General features: G+C 68.5%; 16 protein-coding genes. 8 read left to right on the top strand and 8 right to left on the bottom strand.

Annotated features, from left to right (window positions below; translation table 11 throughout):
* Nucleotides 1-11: 11 nt before the first annotated feature.
* Nucleotides 12-1,397 (bottom strand): signal recognition particle protein, encoded by a 1,386-nt coding sequence (ffh, locus tag FZ983_RS21640; protein ID WP_149225554.1) that lies wholly within the window; start codon nt 1,395-1,397, stop codon nt 12-14.
* Nucleotides 1,398-1,727: 330 nt separating this feature from the next.
* On the opposite strand from ffh, the gene FZ983_RS21645 reads away from it, so the two are divergent.
* A complete protein-coding gene (locus tag FZ983_RS21645; RefSeq protein WP_149225555.1) occupies nt 1,728-3,080 on the top strand; it encodes a pentapeptide repeat-containing protein in 1,353 nt (450 codons plus the stop codon).
* A 7-nt stretch (nt 3,081-3,087) separates the two neighbouring features.
* Here FZ983_RS21645 and FZ983_RS21650 read toward each other — a convergent pair whose 3' ends face one another.
* From FZ983_RS21650 to FZ983_RS21665, 4 genes are all read right to left on the bottom strand, one after another.
* Nucleotides 3,088-3,732: a hypothetical protein gene (locus FZ983_RS21650; protein WP_149225556.1), complete on the bottom strand. Its 645-nt coding sequence runs from the start codon at nt 3,730-3,732 to the stop codon at nt 3,088-3,090.
* Between the two features lie 104 nt (nt 3,733-3,836).
* A complete protein-coding gene (locus tag FZ983_RS21655; protein WP_149225557.1) occupies nt 3,837-4,469 on the bottom strand; it encodes a hypothetical protein in 633 nt (210 codons plus the stop codon).
* Nucleotides 4,470-4,499: 30 nt separating this feature from the next.
* Complete coding sequence (locus FZ983_RS21660) at nt 4,500-5,828, bottom strand: DUF2336 domain-containing protein (protein ID WP_149225558.1); 1,329 nt, start codon at nt 5,826-5,828, stop codon at nt 4,500-4,502.
* Nucleotides 5,825-7,558, bottom strand: a complete 1,734-nt coding sequence (locus FZ983_RS21665; RefSeq protein WP_149225559.1) for a diguanylate cyclase — start codon at nt 7,556-7,558, stop codon at nt 5,825-5,827. The genes FZ983_RS21660 and FZ983_RS21665 overlap by 4 nt, the downstream gene beginning before the upstream one ends.
* A gap of 219 nt (nt 7,559-7,777) precedes the next feature.
* On the opposite strand from FZ983_RS21665, the gene FZ983_RS21670 reads away from it, so the two are divergent.
* From FZ983_RS21670 to FZ983_RS21695, 6 genes are all read left to right on the top strand, one after another.
* Nucleotides 7,778-8,497, top strand: a complete 720-nt coding sequence (locus FZ983_RS21670; RefSeq protein WP_149225560.1) for a pyrimidine 5'-nucleotidase — start codon at nt 7,778-7,780, stop codon at nt 8,495-8,497.
* Between the two features lie 92 nt (nt 8,498-8,589).
* Nucleotides 8,590-9,432 carry a 2,3,4,5-tetrahydropyridine-2,6-dicarboxylate N-succinyltransferase gene (dapD, locus tag FZ983_RS21675; protein WP_149225594.1) on the top strand — a complete coding sequence of 281 codons (843 nt, stop codon included), beginning with the start codon at nt 8,590-8,592 and terminating at the stop codon, nt 9,430-9,432.
* A gap of 83 nt (nt 9,433-9,515) precedes the next feature.
* Nucleotides 9,516-9,770, top strand: a complete 255-nt coding sequence (locus tag FZ983_RS21680; RefSeq protein WP_149225561.1) for a type II toxin-antitoxin system HicA family toxin — start codon at nt 9,516-9,518, stop codon at nt 9,768-9,770.
* The gene (locus FZ983_RS21685; protein WP_247883897.1) at nt 9,767-10,093 is read left to right on the top strand and encodes a type II toxin-antitoxin system HicB family antitoxin; all 327 of its coding nucleotides are present in this window, start codon (nt 9,767-9,769) and stop codon (nt 10,091-10,093) included. Before FZ983_RS21680 ends, FZ983_RS21685 begins: the two co-directional genes overlap by 4 nt.
* A 25-nt stretch (nt 10,094-10,118) precedes the next feature.
* A complete protein-coding gene (gene dapE / locus FZ983_RS21690) occupies nt 10,119-11,267 on the top strand; it encodes a succinyl-diaminopimelate desuccinylase (protein WP_149225562.1) in 1,149 nt (382 codons plus the stop codon).
* A 22-nt stretch (nt 11,268-11,289) separates the two neighbouring features.
* Nucleotides 11,290-11,859 (top strand): hypothetical protein, encoded by a 570-nt coding sequence (locus tag FZ983_RS21695; protein ID WP_188092448.1) that lies wholly within the window; start codon nt 11,290-11,292, stop codon nt 11,857-11,859.
* Nucleotides 11,860-11,989: 130 nt separating this feature from the next.
* Here the strand turns inward: FZ983_RS21695 and cobT are convergent, their stop codons facing one another.
* Entirely contained in the window at nt 11,990-13,015 is a 1,026-nt protein-coding gene (cobT, locus tag FZ983_RS21705) for a nicotinate-nucleotide--dimethylbenzimidazole phosphoribosyltransferase (protein WP_149225564.1), read from the bottom strand.
* Between the two features lie 113 nt (nt 13,016-13,128).
* Complete coding sequence (locus FZ983_RS21710) at nt 13,129-14,175, bottom strand: lytic transglycosylase domain-containing protein (RefSeq protein WP_149225565.1); 1,047 nt, start codon at nt 14,173-14,175, stop codon at nt 13,129-13,131.
* Nucleotides 14,176-14,382: 207 nt separating this feature from the next.
* On the opposite strand from FZ983_RS21710, the gene FZ983_RS21715 reads away from it, so the two are divergent.
* Nucleotides 14,383-16,179: an acyl-CoA dehydrogenase gene (locus tag FZ983_RS21715; protein ID WP_149225566.1), complete on the top strand. Its 1,797-nt coding sequence runs from the start codon at nt 14,383-14,385 to the stop codon at nt 16,177-16,179.
* A gap of 394 nt (nt 16,180-16,573) precedes the next feature.
* Here the strand turns inward: FZ983_RS21715 and FZ983_RS21720 are convergent, their stop codons facing one another.
* Nucleotides 16,574-17,890: a hydroxyacid-oxoacid transhydrogenase gene (locus FZ983_RS21720; protein WP_149225567.1), complete on the bottom strand. Its 1,317-nt coding sequence runs from the start codon at nt 17,888-17,890 to the stop codon at nt 16,574-16,576.
* Nucleotides 17,891-17,943: the final 53 nt, after the last annotated feature.

The raw sequence follows: 17,943 nt of genomic DNA on the forward strand, positions 1-17,943 counted from the left end.
AGGCGGTCAGGTCAGCCGAAAGGCCCCTTCCCGCCGAAGCCGCCGAGTCCCTTCGGCAGCAAATTGCCCAGGCCGCCGCGCAGCATCCCCTTCTTCCCAAGCTTCTGCACCTGCTTCATCATTCCGCGCATGGTCTCGAACTGCTTCAGCAGCTTGTTGACCTCCTGCACCGAGGTGCCGGAACCGGCGGCGATGCGCTTGCGGCGCGAAGCCTTGATGATGTCGGGGTTCTTGCGTTCCGCCTTGGTCATCGAGGAGATGATCGCCTCCTGGCGCTTGATCATCCCGTCGTCGACGTTGGCGTCCTTCAGCTGGTCCTTGATCTTGCCGATGCCCGGCAGCATTCCCATCAGGCCGGACATGCCGCCCATCTTGCGGAGCTGCTTCAGCTGCATCGCCATGTCGTCGAGGTCGAAGCCCTGGCCCTTCTCCATCTTGCGGGCGAGCTTTTCGGCCTCGTCCTTGTCGATGGTCTCGACGGCCTTCTCCACCAGCGACACCACGTCGCCCATGCCGAGGATACGGCCGGCGATGCGGTCGGGGTGGAAGGGCTCCAGCGCGTCGATCTTTTCGCCGACGCCCAGCAGCTTGATCGGCTTGCCGGTGATCTGGCGCATCGACAGGGCCGCACCGCCGCGCGCATCGCCGTCGATGCGGGTCAGCACGATGCCGGTGATGCCGACCTTGTCGTTGAAATTGGTGGCGACGGTGACGGCGTCCTGGCCGGTCATCGCGTCGGCGACCAGCAGCGTTTCCGCCGGCCTGGTCGCGTCGCGGACGGCCGCGACCTCCGCCATCAGCTCCTCGTCGATGGCGAGGCGGCCGGCGGTGTCGAGCATGACGACGTCGTAGCCTTCGAGACGGCCGGTCTCGATGGCGCGTTTGGCGATGGCGACCGGGTCCTGGCCCGGCACGATGGGCAGCGTGGCGACGCCGGTCTGCTCACCGAGAACCTTCAACTGCTCCTGCGCGGCCGGACGGCGGACGTCCAGCGACGCCATCAGGACCTTCTTGCGGTCCTTCGTCTTCAGACGAAGCGCGATCTTGGCGGTGCTGGTGGTCTTGCCCGAACCCTGCAGGCCGACCATCAGGATCGGAACCGGGGCGGCGGCGTTCAGGTTGATGTCGGCGCCTTCACCAAGCATCTCCACGAGGTTGTCGTGGACGATCTTGATGACCTGCTGGCCGGGGGTGACCGACTTCAGCACCTCCTGCCCGACGGCGCGTTCCTTCACCTGGGTGACGAACTGCTTGACGACGGGCAGCGCGACATCAGCCTCCAGCAACGCCACGCGAACTTCGCGCAGTGCTGCGGAGACGTCCTCTTCAGTCAGCGCGCCACGGCGGCGCAGCTTGTCGAAGATGTCGCCCAGGCGTCCGGTCAGGCCTTCGAACATGCGTTACTCGTTCCCCAGTTCCGGGTCCAGCGTCAGAGCCACCCGCACAAGCACGAAAGCGCCAGTGCGCGACATTCGCGGACTGGCGGAGATACCCGGCATTGGGCCGGGGTACCCGGTCTATCGACTTGGCGGAAGACAGGTCGGCGGACCATAGAGAAGCCGGCTTGGAGAGTCAACCATCAGAAGGACCTCTCCGCCTTCGGCCGAAGGTCGCCCTTGCCGCCGCTTGGTTATCCGTCCGACACTTGTCACAAATCTTCGCACCTTAACGAATTTTTGGCGACTCTTTCGGATTATGAGTAACCAAATAGAGAAGGTATCCCGGCGATGTCGTCCGCCCAGGGCTTTGGTTCCAACAGCCCGCGAACCAAGCTGACCCAGAGCCAGCTCAACGCGATCCTGTTGCGGCACCAGGCTTTCCGCAAGAGCCAGCCGGGCGGCGTGCGCGCCAATCTGAAGATGCGCGACCTGTCGCATCTCGACCTCTCGGGCATAGACCTGTCGGACGCCGACCTGTCGGGCGCCAAGCTGTTCAGCGCGCGGCTGACGGGCGCCAACCTTGCCAATGCCAACCTCTATGCCGCCGACCTGCGGCTGGCCAATCTGGAGAAGGCCGACATGCGCCGGGCCGACCTGCGCGGCGCCTGCCTGCGCGGCGCCGTGTTGAGCGAAGCCACATTGGTCGAGGTCGACCTGCGGGACGGCACCCTGCTGCATTACGATTCCAGCGGCGAGATGTTCTCCCACCAGTATGAGGACACCGTCCTGACGTCGGAGCTGACGGCGGCGACCATCCGCGGCGCCGACCTGTCGCGGGCGAAGATCGCCAACGCCTTCGTCATGCAGACCGACCTGACCGACGCCATCCTGCGCGGCACGAAGTTCATGCGCGCCAACCTGACCGGCTCCAACCTGACCGGTTGCGATCTGACCGACGCCGACCTGACGGAGGCGAACCTGTCGGGTGCCCGGTTGTCGGGAGCGGTGATGACGGGCTGCGCCATCAATCGCACCAATTTCAGCGGCGCCACCCTGATCGGTGCCATCCTGGACGCGGCCCAATTGCGCTCGCCCAACATTCAGGCGGCGATTTTGGCGAAGACGCTGGAAAACCCGGACGACGACCTGCGCGACATCCTGGTGGAGCATCTGTCCTGGATCGACAGCGGCGGCAAGGCCGGCAAGCGCGCCGACCTGTCGGCGCTCGACCTGTCGGGGCGGAAGCTGGACGGCATCAACCTGTCCGCGGCCATCCTGCAATGCATCGCGCTGCGCGGCGCCACGCTGACCGGTGCGGCGATGGCGATAGCCGATCTGTCCCTGGCCGACATGCGCAAGGCCGACCTGTCGAATGCGGATCTGCGCGGCGTGAATTTCGAGCGGGCGACCCTGACCGGCGCCAATCTGACCGGCGTCCAGCTCGGCCCCGTCCATATCCAGACCATGAGCGGCCACATCTGGCGCGCCAACCTGCAGCGCGCCCGGCTTGGAATGGCGCTGCTGTGCAAGGCCGACCTGCGCAAGGCCAACCTGGCCGGCGCCAATCTGGCTGGTGCCGACCTGAGCGGGGCCGATTTGAGCGAAGCCGACCTGACCGGGGCCGACCTGACCGGCGCGGTCCTGGATGGCGCCACACTGGACCAGGCAATCGTCGAGGAGGTGATCGGGCTGCCGGGCTGATGTCAGGTCACGCCGAAGGCCCGCCTCTCTTCGCCATCCAGTCGCCGGAACCGTAGACGCTGCGGACATGGTGGACCAGCAGGTTGCGGGCGTCGATCAACTGGCCCATCCGCTCGCGGCAGGCGACGATCCCGGTATCCGGGTGGTAGACCGGCGCCAGTTCGCGGAAACGCCGCCGCACCTGATCCTCGTCGAAACACCATTCATTGACGAAGCCGAACAGCTGGGCGGCGTCGCGCACCTCGGTGATGCGGCCGTCCAGCGGCTGGAAGGACAGGCGCTGCAGGGCATGGGCCAGCGTCTTGTTGCGGTATCCCAGCGTCTCGACCGCAGCTTCCAGCCGACGGACATCCTCGCCCGGCAGGATGCGGGCGCCGGGATCGGCCAACGCCAGCGCCGCGGCAAGTGCCCTACGGATCGCGGCGTCACTGGCGTCGGTTTCCCCAACCTCGAGAACCGCTTCCCCGTCGGAGTCGCGCGGGCCCGGATCGGCGGCCCCCTCTGGCGCCAGCAGCAGGGCGGCGGTCAAAAGCACCGGCACCCCAACCCCGCGCGCGGCGGCACGCTCCAGAACGGCGGCACGGAAACGGGCGCCGCAGGGCACGGTCCGGCCGGGGGCTGGTGAGGGACTGGTCTCTTCCGGTGCGGTCATCGTCGGCGCCAACACTTGGTGGAAGCCGGCGCGAGTCTACGCAATCGCTTGAGTCGCCGCAATCGCGCGGATGGACGCGGCCGGACGGAGTATTCGCTTTCCGTTCAGTGCGCCTTCATCGTCCCCGGCTTGGCCGGCAGCCTGTTCAGCAGTTCGTCGATGTAGGCTGTCTCGTCCTTGCCGGACATGGCGGCGAATCCCTTCAGCATCTGGCTGCCGAAGGTGAAGACGCTGGCAATGTCGATCCGCCACGACCCGCCTTCTCGCACGAAATCGGCGGGGACCAGCGCCGGCCGGTTGTCGACCATCAGCAGGCCCGAGGCCCGGTCGCCCTTCACCCGCACCGGCCCCAGCGAACTGCGGGAGATGACGTTGGGTCCGAGCCAACCGGCCTTTAGCGCATGGTTGGCGATGTCGCCGACCGACATGCGGCGCAGGTCCGACGGGCCGAGATAGCGGCGCAGCCCCATGGCGGCGAAGCGCTCCGCCGGCTCCAGCCGCTGCAGCGGCGCCTCGCCGGGCTGGCGGGCGGCGTCGCGCACCGACTCCAGCGTCTTGACCGAATTGCGGGTGAGCAGCGGAATCACCGCCGATCCCCGCTGTTCGGTCAGCGCAGTTCGGGCGGCATCGAAGGTCGCGGCGACCGCCCGCTCCTCCGGCGTTTCGCGCGGAGGGGCGGCGAAGCTGGTGGATGCTGCGATCAGGATGACGAAAAAGGCGAGGAAAGCGACACGCATGCCAGGAAGAACCGGATAGGGAACGGAACGTCACGCCTTCGCCTCGACGCCGAAGAATTCGAGCTGCCAGCGCATCTCTTCATCGGTCATCGGATAGTGCGTGCCGTCGCGAGCATTAAGCGCCGTTTTCGGCGGAATTTGGGCGAGCCGCAATTGGACCTGCCGGGCGAAGCGCATGGTGAGACCGGCGCGCCACACCAGGGCGGTGACGGCGCGCGGCGCATGGGTGGCGACGATGCGGTCCACCACCGCCAACTCGATCTGCGACAGCTCCGCCAGCGCCGCCATGACGAAGGCGCGGTCGCCCTCCACCATCGATCCTTCGATCAGCTTTTCGGTCAGCTTGCCTTCCTTGTTCAGGCGTGCCGCCTTGTCGCTGGGGCGTTCCACCGGCTTTTCCGGTCCCGCGGCGGCACCGCCGACCGCCTCCTCGCCGAAGTCGACCGGGCCGAGCGGCAGGCCGGGCGCGGCGCCGGCCGCCTGCCCCACCCGCTGGCGCACCGCCTCCACCAGACCGCGCGCCGCGGCGGGGTCGAGGTCGTCGCGGTCCTGCAGGACCTTCAGCAGATTGTCGGCGACGAAGCTGGCCAGACGCGCCACCGCGCGCGCCGGCAGGCGCGGACGGCGGACCAGCGGCGAATGCCAGGGCTCGTGCTGCGGTGCCTGATCGAGGATGCGGTCGAGCGTCTCCTCGCGGATCTGGGCCGAGGGGTTGCCGAGCAGCGCCGTCACCGCCGCCTCGTCGTCCGACCGCGCGATGGCGTCGGCGACCGACGCCGTCACGTTCTGCCGGCTGGCGATGGCGGTCATCGCGCCGCGCACCGGCCCCTTCATGATGATGTCGGTCAGATCCTCTTCGGTGAGGATCGGCGAATGCTGCAGGACCGGGCCGCAGACCGACAGTTCCACGTCGCGGGCCAGCCGGTTGATCACGCCGTGCGGGGCGTTGGGCAGATCCTTCAGCGCTTCGGCCAGGATGCCGCGCACCTCCGTCGCCTGATCGCGGGCCAGCGTTTCCAGGCATTCCACGGTCAGCCGCTCGATCTGGATCGCCTGATCGGCCGACAGTTCGGGCAACAGGCGGGCGATCTTCCGCGCCACCGCCTGACGCACCATGACCTCGCGGTCCTTGGCCAGCAGCAAATCGGCCTGACGCGGGGTGCCGGAATTGGTCGCGATGGCCCGCCGCACCTCCGCCGCGGCGTCGGCGGCAAGGAAATACAAAAGCTCCGGGCGGGTCTTGGGATGCTCGGCGACCTTCCGGCGGACCGCCGGATCCTCGCTCTGCACCATCCTCTTGGCCGATTCGTAATCGGCGGGATCGAGCGTTTCGGGTCGCTGGGTGGCAGGCGGGGTCACGATGCGGGCTCCGCGGCGGAAACGTCGGAAGATGACTCTACAGAATCGGACGCCTGATAGGCCGGGGCCAGGGCGTAATGGCCCTTGCCGCTCTTCTTGGCGTCGTACATGGCGGCGTCGGCACGGTCGGTCAACTCCCGCACCGTCTCGCCGCGGCCGGGGGCGTGGACGGCGATGCCGATCGACAGGCCCAGCGGCTTCTCATGACTGGCCGACAGGTGGGCCAGCTCGCGCATGCCCTTCAGCAGCCGTTCGGCGACGATGCGGGCTTTCGCCTCGTCGGTGCGGCCCAGCCACAGGACGAACTCGTCGCCGCCCAGCCGGCCCGGCAGGTCGCCCGGCCGCACCCCGGTGGTCAGCAGCGTGCCGATGGCCTTCAGCACCGTATCGCCCTGCTGGTGGCCATGCAGGTCGTTGACCGCCTTGAAGTTGTCGAGGTCGACATAGAGAAGGGCCGACGGGCCGCTGTCCGGCCGCGAGATTGACTCCTCCAGCCGTTCGAAGAAGGTGCGGCGGTTGAACAAACCGGTCAGCCCGTCGCGCTCCGACAGGCGACGCAGCCGCTCCTGGTAGGCGAGATGGGCATGGGCGATGCCGATATGGTCGGCGACGCCCGACATCAGCTGCCGGTCGTCGTCGTCCCACGGTTCGGAATCGCCGGCGCGCCAGACCAGCAGCGCGCCGTTCACCGCCTGCCGGTATTCCGTCCGCTCGCCGATCAGCTGGACGTCGCCCAGCCGGTCGGCCACCAGCCCCTCGCCATTCGCGATGCGGTCGAGCAGAGCGGTGCCGACCTCCGGCAGTTCGGCCCCGAACTCCGCCACCAGCGACAGGGTGACGCGGCCGCCCTCCCCGCTCCCCTCTTCCGCCCGGTAGATGCGGCAGCCGTCGGCACTGAGCGCCCGCGCCGTCTCGGTCGCGGCCACGGCCAGCGCCTCCGCGGCGTCCAGACGGTCGCGCAGGGTGTGGACGATGTGGCCCAGCAGCCTTTCGCGGTTCCGGATGCGCGCAAGCTCGTTGGAACGCAGCACCTGCTCCGTCACGTCGCGGCAGACGCCGCGGGCGCCGATCCAGTCGCCCTGCGGTCCGAACAGCGGCAGGGCAGAGGCGACGATGCAGGCCGGCGTGCCGTCGGCGCCCTTCAGCCAAAGCTCGGTCTGGTCGACCGGGCGGCGGCAGTCGAAGGGCATCGGCAGGTCTTCCGCCTCTTCCAGCGCGAGGCTGCGCGGATCGCGGCCGATCAGCGCGTCGGCCGGATATCCCAGGGCGCCCTTGTGGCTGACGAAGACGAAGGCGCCGTCGGGTCCCGTCTCCCACGCGAAGTCGGAGGAGACCTCCACCAGATCCTTGTAGCGGCGGCGCGATTCGGTCAGCGTGTGGCGCAGCTGCCGCTCCAGCGTGTCGTCGCGTCCCAGCAGGAGGAAGCCGCCGTCCGGCAGCGGCACGCCGGCCCATTCGACGATCATGATCCCGCGCAGCGACTCCACCGGAACCGACCGCAGGCCCGGCGCCACGCTGGACGCCGACAGCCAGCCGCGGAGGTCGGGCAGCCAGCGCGGATCGCTGTCCATCATGTCCTCCGCCTCCGCATTGGATTCGGCGACGGCCAGGGCCGAATCCAACCGCAGGGCCGGGCCGGGATACAGCGCGACAAGCGTCACGGGGCCGGTCTGGCCGCCGGTGGCGGCGGAAGGGGGGGCGGAGGTACCGGTGGTCAGGAGGAGGTCCACGGCGATCCCAGATGGGCAATCCACGAAGCGGGCGGGAAGAAAAACCTTAGACTGCAAACCGTTGCATACTCCCGCCCATGCTACCTCTTTAGGGGTTAATCTTCAATCAACCACGAGGCGGAGGACTCCGCATTGCCCCGGTCCACAAATAGGACAGGTGGCGGCTGCGACCTTGTGAAGCGGCTTGCGGCCGGCCGGCGTCGGCCCCATTCTTCGGGAATGACCGCCCCGACCTCTCCCGCCGCACCGGCGCCCGCCCCCGTCACCAAGCTCCCCTCCGCGCTGCGGGATCGCGCGGTGTGGATCTTCGATCTCGACAACACGCTCTACCCGGCGTCCTGCAACCTGTTCGCCCAGGTCGACCTCCGCATCACCGAGTTCATCGCCGCACATTTCAACATCGGCATGGACGAGGCCAGGGTGCGGCAGAAGCAGTTCTTCCGCGACTACGGCACCACGCTGCGCGGTCTGATGAGCGAGCACGACGTCGATCCGGTGGCCTACATGGACTATGTCCACGACATCGACGTCACCGGCGTCCAGCCGTCGGCCCAGCTGGCGGACGCGCTCGACCGGCTTCCCGGCCGCAAGATCATCTACACCAACGGCTCGGTCCGCCATGCGGAGAACGTCGCCGGCCGGCTCGGCATCATCGACCGGTTCGAAGCGGTGTTCGACATCACCGCCGCCGGCTATGTGCCGAAGCCCGACCCTCGCCCCTATGCCACCCTGGTGGAGCGCCACGGCGTCGACCCCGCCGACGCCTGCATGGTGGAGGACATCGCCCGCAACCTCGCCCCGGCGCATGCGCTGGGCATGACCACGGTCTGGGTCCGCGGCGAGCAGGACTACGAGAAGGCCGGCGTCGGCGCCGGGGTCCACATCGACCACACCGTGGACGATCTTCCCGCCTGGCTGGCCGCAATTGCAGGGGTTTAGGGCTTTTCCCCGGGCTTGGCGTTGTTGACAGCGGGCGCGATGCGGCTCCATGGTGCCGTCCCTTGGACAATGCACAGCAGAACGACCGCGCCATGAGCCACGCCAGCCTGCAGGCCACCATCGACGCCGCCTGGGAAAACCGGGCCGATCTCACCACCGCCACCACCGGTTCCGTCCGCGACGCCGTGAACGCGGCGCTCGACGCGCTGGATTCCGGCGACCTGCGCGTCGCGGAGAAGACCGCGGACGGCTGGAAGGTCAACCAGTGGCTGAAGAAGGCGGTGCTGCTGTCCTTCCGCCTGAACGCCAACGAGATGATCCCCGGCGGCCCCGGCGGTTCCTCCTGGTACGACAAGGTGCCGCCGAAGTTCGAGAATTGGAGCGAAGGCCAGTTCCAGAATGCCGGCTTCCGCGCCCTGCCCGGCGCCATCGCCCGCAAGTCGTCCTATGTCGCTCCCGGCGTCATCCTGATGCCGAGCTTCGTCAATGTCGGCGCCTATGTCGATAGCGGCACCATGGTCGACACCTGGGTCACCGTCGGCTCCTGCGCCCAGATCGGCAAGAACGTCCACCTGTCCGGCGGCGTCGGCATCGGCGGCGTGCTGGAGCCCTTGCAGGCCGACCCGGTCATCATCGAGGACAACTGCTTCATCGGCGCCCGCTCGGAGATCGTCGAGGGCGTGATCGTCGAGGAAGGCGCCGTCATCTCCATGGGCTGCTACATCGGCGCCTCGACCAAGATCATCGACCGCCACACCGGCGAGGTCTTCATGGGCCGCGTCCCGGCCTATTCGGTCGTCGTCCCCGGCGCGCTCCCCGGCAAGCCGCTGCCGGACGGCACGCCCGGCCCGAGCCTGTACTGCTGCGTCATCATCAAGCGCGTTGACGAGAAGACCCGGTCGAAGACGGCGATCAACGACCTGCTGCGCGACTGATCGGACGGCAGAAGTCTGCGGGGCGATAGCGCAAGCCGCTATCGCCCTTGCCTTTCCGGCGCCTCCCGCAATACCATCGCCGCATGAACAACGCCCATCGAGCGACGCTGGCCGCCATCTTTGCGCGGCCGACATCCGCTTCGATCCGCTGGGCGGACATCGAAGCGCTGGTGATCGCATTGGATGGCGTCGTCGCGGAGCGCGCCGGCAGCCGGGTCTGGATCGAGGTCCGCGACCGCGGCGCGGTCTTCCACCGTCCCCATCCCCGGCCGGAGGCCAAGAAGGGTGCGGTTGACGCGATGCGAAAGCTGCTGGTCAACGCGGGAATCACGCCATGACGATGGAATACAAGGGCTATGTGTCCGGTCCCATCGACTTCGATGTGGAAGATGGGACCTTCTCCGGCACCGTTGCCGGCCTGTCGGACGTCATCCATTTCGAAGGCGGCAGCGCGCAGGAGCTATGGGACAGCTTCCGCGGCAGCATCGACGAGTATCTGGCGATCTGCGCCGAAAAGGGCCGCACGCCGGACAAGCCCTTCAGCGGTAAAATGCTGGTGCGCGCCACGCCGGAACTGCACCGGAAGGCAGCCTTGCGCGCCGCCGCCGAAGGCATCAGCCTGAGCCAATGGGTCGCCCGCCAGATCGACGCGGCTCCCTGACCGACGAAGACCAACCGGACAGCCCATGACCATCGACCCCGTCGCCCTCGCCCAGGACCTGATCCGCTGCCCCAGCATCACGCCGCGCGACGACGGCGCGCTGGGCGTGCTGGAGGCGGCGCTGGCTCCGATGGGCTTCACCTGCCACCGCCTGCGCTTCCAGCAGGAGGGAACGGAGCCGGTGGAGAATCTCTACGCCCGGCTCGGTACCGACGGCCCCAACTTCTGCTTCGCCGGCCACACCGACGTGGTGCCGCCGGGCGACAAGGGCTGGACGGTCGATCCCTTCGCCGGCGAGGTGATGGGCGGGCGCCTGTTCGGCCGCGGTGCGGTGGACATGAAGGGCGCCATCGCCGCCTTCGTCGCCGCCGTGTCGCGCCGGCTGCAGGACGGCCCGCCCGCCGGCTCGATCAGCCTGCTGATCACCGGCGACGAGGAAGGGGTGGCGATCAACGGCACCCGCAAGGTGCTGGACTGGATGGCCGAGCGCGGCGAGCGCATCGACGCCTGCGTGGTGGGGGAGCCGACCAACCCCAAGGCGCTGGGCGACATGATCAAGATCGGCCGGCGCGGCAGCCTGACCGGCTTCCTGACCGTGTTCGGCGCGCAAGGCCACGTCGCCTACCCTCATCTGGCCGACAACCCGCTGCCGCGGCTGGTCCGCATGCTGGCCGCCATCACCGAACATCCGATGGACGGGGGCACGGCGCATTTCCAGCCCTCCACCCTGGCGCTGACCACCATCGACGTCGACAACACGGCGACCAACGTCATTCCCGCCCAGGGCAAGGCGACCTTCAACATCCGCTTCAACGACGCCCATACCCCGGCCGGCATCGAGGCGTGGCTGCGCCGCACCTTCGATTCCATCGGCGGTGCCTATGAGCTGGAGGTCTATTGCTCCGGCGACAGCTTCGTCACCCCGCCCGGTCCGCTGACCGAACTGGTGGCTGAGGCGGTGGAAAGCGTGACCGGGCGCCGTCCCGAATACTCGACCACCGGTGGAACGTCGGACGCCCGCTTCATCAAGAATGTCTGTCCGGTGGTGGAGTTCGGGCTGGTCGGCCAGACCATGCACAAGGTCGACGAATATTGTTCGGTGGAGGATCTCCGCCGGCTGACGGACATCTACGAGGCCATCCTGAAGGGCGTGTTCACGCGCCTTGCCGGGTGAGTCTTCCAACCGGGACACCATGATGCCGCTGACCACCCCCGCCATCCTGTCCGCGCTGACCGGCGCCTGGCGGTTGGCCCGCTTCGACCGGACGGGGATGGAGTTCTTCGACCGCACGCCCGAGGGGGCGCTGAACTCCTTCTATGCGGCGCTGGTGGTGCTGCCGGCCTATGCCCTGCTGCTGGCGATCCGGCTGTGGGACCAGCTGGACGGCACCCCGGTGCTGCAACTGGTGACGGTGGAGGGCATCGCCTATGTGGTCAGCTGGACCGCCTTCCCGCTCGCCCTGTTCCGCATATCGGCGCTGCTGGGCAAGGAGCAGCTCTATCCCGGCGCGCTGACCGCCTACAACTGGTCGGCGGTGGTGCAGATGGCGATCTACCTGCCGGCCATCGTCCTGTCGGCCAGCGGCCTGCTGCCGTCAGGGATGTCCGAAGCGCTGGTCTTCGGCGTGATGATGGCGATGCTGACCTACCAGTGGTTCGTGCTGCGCACCGCCCTGTCGCTGTCGGGGCTGGCCGCCGCGGCCTTGGTGATGCTGGACCTGTTCCTGTCGGCAGCGATCAGCGATCTGGCCGACGGGATGTTGTGAGGGGCTGACTTGCCCCCACCTATCCTCCCCCGCTGGGCGGGGGAGGGACTGCCGCCGCTCCGCCGCATATGCGCCTATCTCCTCCCCCGCCCAGCGGGGGAGGATTAAGGTGGGGGTCTAACGCCCCCAATCACCCCTGCGTGGCAACGCCCGCGTCGGCGAAGGTCGCCATGCCGGCGTGGCAGGCGACGGCGGACTTCACGATGTTGATCGCCAGCGCCGCACCGGAGCCTTCGCCCAGGCGCATGCCCAGGTCCAGCAGCGGCTCCTTGCCGATGGCCTGCATCAGGCGGGCGTGCCCCGGCTCGACCGAGCGGTGGGCGACCATGCAGTGGTCGAGCGCGCGGCGGTCGGCCTTGTACAGAACGGCGGCGGCGGCAGTGCAGGCGAAGCCGTCGAGCAGAACCGGCACGCGGGCGACGCGGGCCGCCAGGATGGCGCCGGCGATGGCGGCAAATTCGTAGCCGCCCAGGCAGCGCAGCGCCTCGAACGGGTCGTCCTTGGCCTGCGGGTTGGCGGCGACGCCGGCCTCCACCGCGGCGATCTTGCGGGCAAGGCCGGCATCGTCGATGCCGGTGCCGCGGCCGGTCCAGTCGGCCGCCTCGCCGCCGAACATGGCGAGGCACATCGCCGCCGCCGAGGTCGAGTTGGCGATGCCCATCTCGCCCAGCGCCAGCAGTTGGACGCCCATCTCCACAGCCATCATGCCGTAGGCCATGGTGCGGCAGCATTCCTCCTCCCCCATGGCCGGGCCCTGGGTGAAGTCGGCGGTCGGGTTCTCCAAGTCCAGTTCGTAGACGCGCAGGTCGGCGTCGGCCACCTCGCAGAGCTGGTTGACCGCCGCGCCGCCATTCTGGAAGTTGGCGACCATCTGCACCGTCACCTCGGCCGGGAAGGCCGAGACGCCGCGGGCGGCCACGCCATGGTTGCCGGCGAAGACGGCGACGCGCGGGCGGCGGACCTCGGCCGGGTGCTGGCCCTGCCAGGTCGCCATCCACTGCGCGATCTCCTCCAGCCGGCCGAGAGAGCCCGCCGGCTTGGTCAGCTGCCGTTCGCGCTGGAGGGCCGCGGTGCCGGCCTCCAGATCGGGGCCGGGCAGGTTGCGCACGAGCGCGCGGATTTCCTCGAAGGTGACGGCGGGCTGCTGGTTGCTCATGATCGGTCCTGAGGGGTGAGCGCCAAAAACGGCGCGACCTTGCACCCATCCGGCCGTCAAGTCAAAGCGCCAGCGTAGGGCATTTTGCCCCTCTTCGCCTTCTGCCGCCCCGCTCAGGCCACCTTGGTCACGGCATCCTTGCCGGCGGCGCCCGCGGTTGCGGCGGCGACCGGCGTCGACGATTCAGACCCGACGATTCGCCCCAGCCCCAGCCCGAAGCCCATGGCGACGCCGGTGCCGGCGGTCTGGTCGGTCCGCACCGGCTCCTCGCGCATGCGGCGGTTTTCCTTGTCGCGCAGGCGGGCCGGGCGTCCGCTGACGCTGTCGACCTCGTCCGGCGTCTCCAGCGCGTTCAGCGCCAGAACCTGATAGATCGACAGCGGCGTGCCGTTCAGCGACTTGGCCGGGGCCATCGGCACCTGGGTGGTGAAGCCGTCCGGAATGTCCTGCTTGCGCACGGCGTCGGTCGCCACCTGGGCCGGGGCGAAGTTGGCCAGCGGGTTCTCCGAGAACTTGGTGGCGAAGCGGTCGTAGATCTCCTTCAGCGACTTCGCCTTGCCGGTGGCCTTGTCGTAGAAGACGTTCTTGTTGGCCGCCGCGGCATCGGGGAAGACGTCGCGGGCGGTGCGGCCGGGATTCTCCTGCATCGCGTTCAGGAACTTCGACGCGCCGCCGGCCCCCAGGAAATGCGCCATGTACAGCTCCGTCGAGCCGATCTTGCCGCCCACCGTCTCCTCCAGATACTCCTTGTTGCCGCGGGTGTATTCCGCCGCCATCAGGGCCGAGGCGGTCGGATCCTTGCGCAGCTCCAGGATCTCCCTCTTCATCTCCGGATCGGCGACATAGGGGCGGCCGTCGCTGCGGGTCTGGATGGCGTTGGCGTATTTGCCATAGCCGTGGTCGGCGCCATGCTCCTTCATCGTCTGCAGCCATGTGCTGTCGATGAATTGGTAGAGCCCGGTCGCCGACGAGGAGGAGGACTTTATGTCCGTGCGATAGCCGCTCTCCACGGCAGCTTTTTCCATGAGGTAGGAAAAATCGACCCCCGTCCTGGCGCTGGCATTGCGGACGGCAGCCTCAACATTTGCCGGGCCGCGGGATGCGCGGGCCTGCTGGGCGGCGGTGTCGCTGGGATTGCCGAGTGCGGAAGCGTAGGTCATGGGTCGATCCCCGTGTGAAGGCCTCGGTGGGAGGCAACTGCTCCAATGCAGACACCGTGCCAACCGGCTGGAGGCTTGATGATGCCGCCTCCGCGGCCTAGCCTTCTGCACGCGCGGCATCCCGCCCTCTCGTCAGGCGCCATTCGATGCTGTATGTTGACCTATAGGTAAACCAAACAATCCATTCCGAGGGAGAATCACCCCGCCATGACCTACACCGCTCCGGTCGACGATCTGCGCTTCGTCCTGAACGAGGTGGTGGGCCTCGACGCCATCGCCGCCCTGCCCCATTGCGACAGCGCCGCCCCCGATCTGGTCGACGCCATCCTGGAGGAGGCCGGCAAATTCGCCTCCGGCGTGCTCGCCCCGCTGAACCGGGTGGGCGACAAGGAAGGGGCGAAGCTGGAGAACGGCGTCGTCCGCACCGCCACCGGCTGGAAGGAGGCCTATGGCCAGTTCACCGAGGCCGGCTGGAACAGCCTGCCCTTCGAACCGGACTATGGCGGGCAGGGCCTGCCCTGGACCGTCGCCTTCGCGGTGAACGAGATGTGGCAGGCCGCCAACCTGTCCTTCGGCCTGTGCCCGCTGCTGACCCAGGGTGCCGTCGACCTGCTGACCGAGCATGCGAGTGACGAGCAGAAGGCGGTCTATCTGTCGAAGATGATCTCCGGCGAATGGACCGGGACGATGAACCTGACCGAACCGCAGGCGGGCAGCGACCTCGCCGCGGTGCGGACCAAGGCGGTGCGGGCGGAGGACGGCAGCTACCGCATCACCGGCCAGAAGATCTTCATCACCTATGGCGAGCATGACCTGACGGAGAACATCGTCCATCTGGTGTTGGCCCGCCTGCCCGACGCCCCGGCAGGCATCAAGGGCATCAGCCTGTTCATCGTGCCGAAGTTCCTGCCCAACGCCGACGGCACGCCGGGCCAGCGCAACGACCTGCGCTGCGCCAGCCTGGAGCACAAGCTGGGCATCATGGCCAGCCCGACCGCGGTGATGGCCTTTGGCGACGACGGCGGGGCCATCGGCTACCTCGTCGGCGAGGAGAACCGCGGCATCGAATACATGTTCACGATGATGAACAACGCCCGGCTCGGCGTCGGCATCCAGGGCGTGGCGATCGCCGAGCGCGCCTATCAGCAGGCCCGCGACTACGCCAAGAGCCGCGTGCAGAGCAAGGATCTGGCCGATCCCAAGGGCGCCGGCGTCGCCATCATCAAGCATCCGGACGTGCGCCGCATGCTGCTGGACATGCGCGCCAAGACCGAGGCGGCGCGGGCGCTGGCGCTCTATGCCGGCACGCAGCTGGACATCTCCCGCCATCACGAGGATCCGGCGGTGCGTGCTGCGGCCACCGCGCGGGTCGACGTGCTGACACCCATCGTCAAGGCGTGGTCGACCGACATCGGCTGCGAGGTGGCGTCCACCGGCGTGCAGATCCATGGTGGCATGGGCTTCATCGAGGAGACCGGCGCCGCCCAGCATTACCGCGACGCCCGCATCACCCCGATCTACGAGGGCACCAACGGCATCCACGGCAACGACCTGACCTTCCGCAAGACCGGCCGCGACAAGGGCGCGGCGGCCAGGGCCTTCGTCGCCGACATGCGGGCAACGGTGGAGGATCTGGGTGCAGCCCCCGGCGACGATCTCGCGGTGATTCGCACCGAGCTGTCGGCCGGTCTGGACGCGCTTGACCGGGCCATCGACTGGATGGTCTCCACCCAGGCGGAGGGCGACCTGCAAGGCGCCGCCGCCGGTGCGGTGGCGTATCTGAAACTGTGGGGAACGGTGGCCGGCGGCTGGATGCTGGCCCGTTCGGCGATGAAGGCGATGGAGGGGATGCGCCAGCCGGGGGCAAACGCCTCCTTCCTGGAGACCAAGCTGATCGTCGCGCGCTTCTACGCCGAGCAGGTGCTGGCGACCGCCCCCGCCCTGCTGCCGACCATCGCGAGCGCCCGCAACACGGTGATGGCGCTGAGCGAGGAACAGTTCTGAGGTTGGCACCCCTGTTTCGCGGGGGTGGATGGAACGTTTGAAACACCGTGAAACGGTTTTCCGGACCCTGTTCAGGTGTTCCACGCCGCCAGCGCGATGGCAGCGGGGAGCGGTGAACGGGGCGGGAAACCGGGCTACGGAGGGCATGGGAACTCCGCTCTAATATAGGGTGTTATTCCTATAGCGAGCGGGTGTCGCGGGCAACGGTGGGCTGGAAAACGGGCACCATTCCCCCTCTCCCCCCTGGGGAGAGGGTCGGGGTGAGGGGGATGCACATGCCGGACTTTCTTGAGAATCCTCGCCACGCGTCCCCCTCACCCTAACCCTCTCCCCAGGGGGGAGAGGGAACTTTTCCGGGATAGAGTGGCCCCGGGAGAGGGGACTTCAGTCACCTTCACCAGTAACGCATCGCATCCGCATACAGCCCGCGCAAATCATCCTCCGACACCGGGCGGGGGGCGATGGTCAGCAGGCGTTGCTGGGCGGCGGCTCCCTTGACCAAGCCCGGAATGTCGGCCTCGCCGTAACCCAGCGCCGACAGCCCGTTCGGCAGGCCGGTCGCCCGCATCATCGAAATCAGCCGCGTCGCCAGCAACTCGCCGCCATCTTCCGGCGAGGCGCCGCGCACATCCGCCCCTAACGCCTCGGCGGCGCGCAGATGCGCTTCCGGCGCGGCCGGGCCGGTGAAGCGGAAGGCGGCGGGGGCGTTCAGCACAACCGAGATGCCGTGCGGCACCATCGGGTCCACCGTCTCGTAGCCGGTCGCGGTGAAGCTGTGGTTCATCCCGGCCACCGAATAGGACATGGCGTGCGGGATGTGGACGCCGGCATTGCCGAAGGCGAGACCGGCCAGCGTCGCCGCGAACATCAGGGCGTCGCGCGCTTCCGCACAGTCGGGGTCGTTGACCGCCCGTTCCAGCCATTGCCCGCCCAGCCGGATCGCCTGCAAGCTGCCGATGTCCGACCACGGGTTCGCGCCCTGATAGGGCGGGCGCGCCGTCGGCGACTCAGGGCGCGGGCGGGAGCGGAAGGGGCGCGCGGTGTGGCTCTCGATGGCGTGGGTCAGCACGTCGAAGCCGGTGGCGGCGATGGCGCCGGGCGGCAGGCTGTCGATGGTGCGCGGATCGACGACGGCGAGGCTCGGCCGCAGGAAGCGCGACGAGATGCCGGTCTTCACCTGCTTTTCCACATGGTCGAAGATGGCGACGCCGGTGGTCTCGCTGCCGGTGCCGCAGGTGGTCGGGCAGGCGATGTGCGGCTTGACCGGGCCGGGGACCGGGATGCCTTCCCCCAGCGGCTTGTTGACGTAGGCGAGGAAGTCGGCCGGGTAGGTCGCGTAGAGGTTGGCCGCCTTGGCGGTGTCGATCACCGATCCGCCGCCGATGGAGACATAGCCGTCGAAGCCGCCGTCCCGCGCGAAATCGGCGGCGTCGAGGAAGGAGGCGCTGGTCGGCTCCACCCGGCAGCTGTCATAGACCACCGGATCGACGCCCGCCCGCTTCAGCGACTCCAGCGCCATGGCGAAGGGGGCGGTTGCGGCAACCCGCGGGTCGGTGAACAGCGCCACCCGCGTCATGCCCAGCGACAGCGCGTCGCCGCCCAGCTCGGCCAGCATGCCGGGGCCGAACTTCATCCGCGCCGCCTCGACGGTGAAGCCCTCCTCGCCGTCGGGAAGGATGGGATAGGCGTTGCCGTGCGTCTCGCGGTCCATCTGGCGCTGCTCCTCCGGTGGCGGGGGCCGGGTTCCTTCCCGGCCCATCCTTC

This window comes from Azospirillum sp. B21 (assembly GCF_008364825.1).
Taxonomy (GTDB): domain Bacteria; phylum Pseudomonadota; class Alphaproteobacteria; order Azospirillales; family Azospirillaceae; genus Azospirillum.

What these genes read in the sequence shown, in the direction of transcription:
- FZ983_RS21680 (WP_149225561.1), top strand. Translation starts at nt 9,516, where the DNA reads ATGAACAACGCCCATCGAGCGACGCTGGCCGCCATCTTTGCGCGGCCG.
- FZ983_RS21710 (WP_149225565.1), bottom strand. Translation starts at nt 14,175, where the DNA reads ATGACCTACGCTTCCGCACTCGGCAATCCCAGCGACACCGCCGCCCAG.
- dapE (WP_149225562.1), top strand. Translation starts at nt 10,119, where the DNA reads ATGACCATCGACCCCGTCGCCCTCGCCCAGGACCTGATCCGCTGCCCC.
- dapD (WP_149225594.1), top strand. Translation starts at nt 8,590, where the DNA reads ATGAGCCACGCCAGCCTGCAGGCCACCATCGACGCCGCCTGGGAAAAC.
- ffh (WP_149225554.1), bottom strand. Translation starts at nt 1,397, where the DNA reads ATGTTCGAAGGCCTGACCGGACGCCTGGGCGACATCTTCGACAAGCTG.
- FZ983_RS21715 (WP_149225566.1), top strand. Translation starts at nt 14,383, where the DNA reads ATGACCTACACCGCTCCGGTCGACGATCTGCGCTTCGTCCTGAACGAG.
- FZ983_RS21645 (WP_149225555.1), top strand. Translation starts at nt 1,728, where the DNA reads ATGTCGTCCGCCCAGGGCTTTGGTTCCAACAGCCCGCGAACCAAGCTG.
- FZ983_RS21685 (WP_247883897.1), top strand. Translation starts at nt 9,767, where the DNA reads ATGACGATGGAATACAAGGGCTATGTGTCCGGTCCCATCGACTTCGAT.
- FZ983_RS21695 (WP_188092448.1), top strand. Translation starts at nt 11,290, where the DNA reads ATGCCGCTGACCACCCCCGCCATCCTGTCCGCGCTGACCGGCGCCTGG.
- FZ983_RS21650 (WP_149225556.1), bottom strand. Translation starts at nt 3,732, where the DNA reads ATGACCGCACCGGAAGAGACCAGTCCCTCACCAGCCCCCGGCCGGACC.
- FZ983_RS21670 (WP_149225560.1), top strand. Translation starts at nt 7,778, where the DNA reads ATGACCGCCCCGACCTCTCCCGCCGCACCGGCGCCCGCCCCCGTCACC.
- cobT (WP_149225564.1), bottom strand. Translation starts at nt 13,015, where the DNA reads ATGAGCAACCAGCAGCCCGCCGTCACCTTCGAGGAAATCCGCGCGCTC.
- FZ983_RS21720 (WP_149225567.1), bottom strand. Translation starts at nt 17,890, where the DNA reads ATGGACCGCGAGACGCACGGCAACGCCTATCCCATCCTTCCCGACGGC.
- FZ983_RS21655 (WP_149225557.1), bottom strand. Translation starts at nt 4,469, where the DNA reads ATGCGTGTCGCTTTCCTCGCCTTTTTCGTCATCCTGATCGCAGCATCC.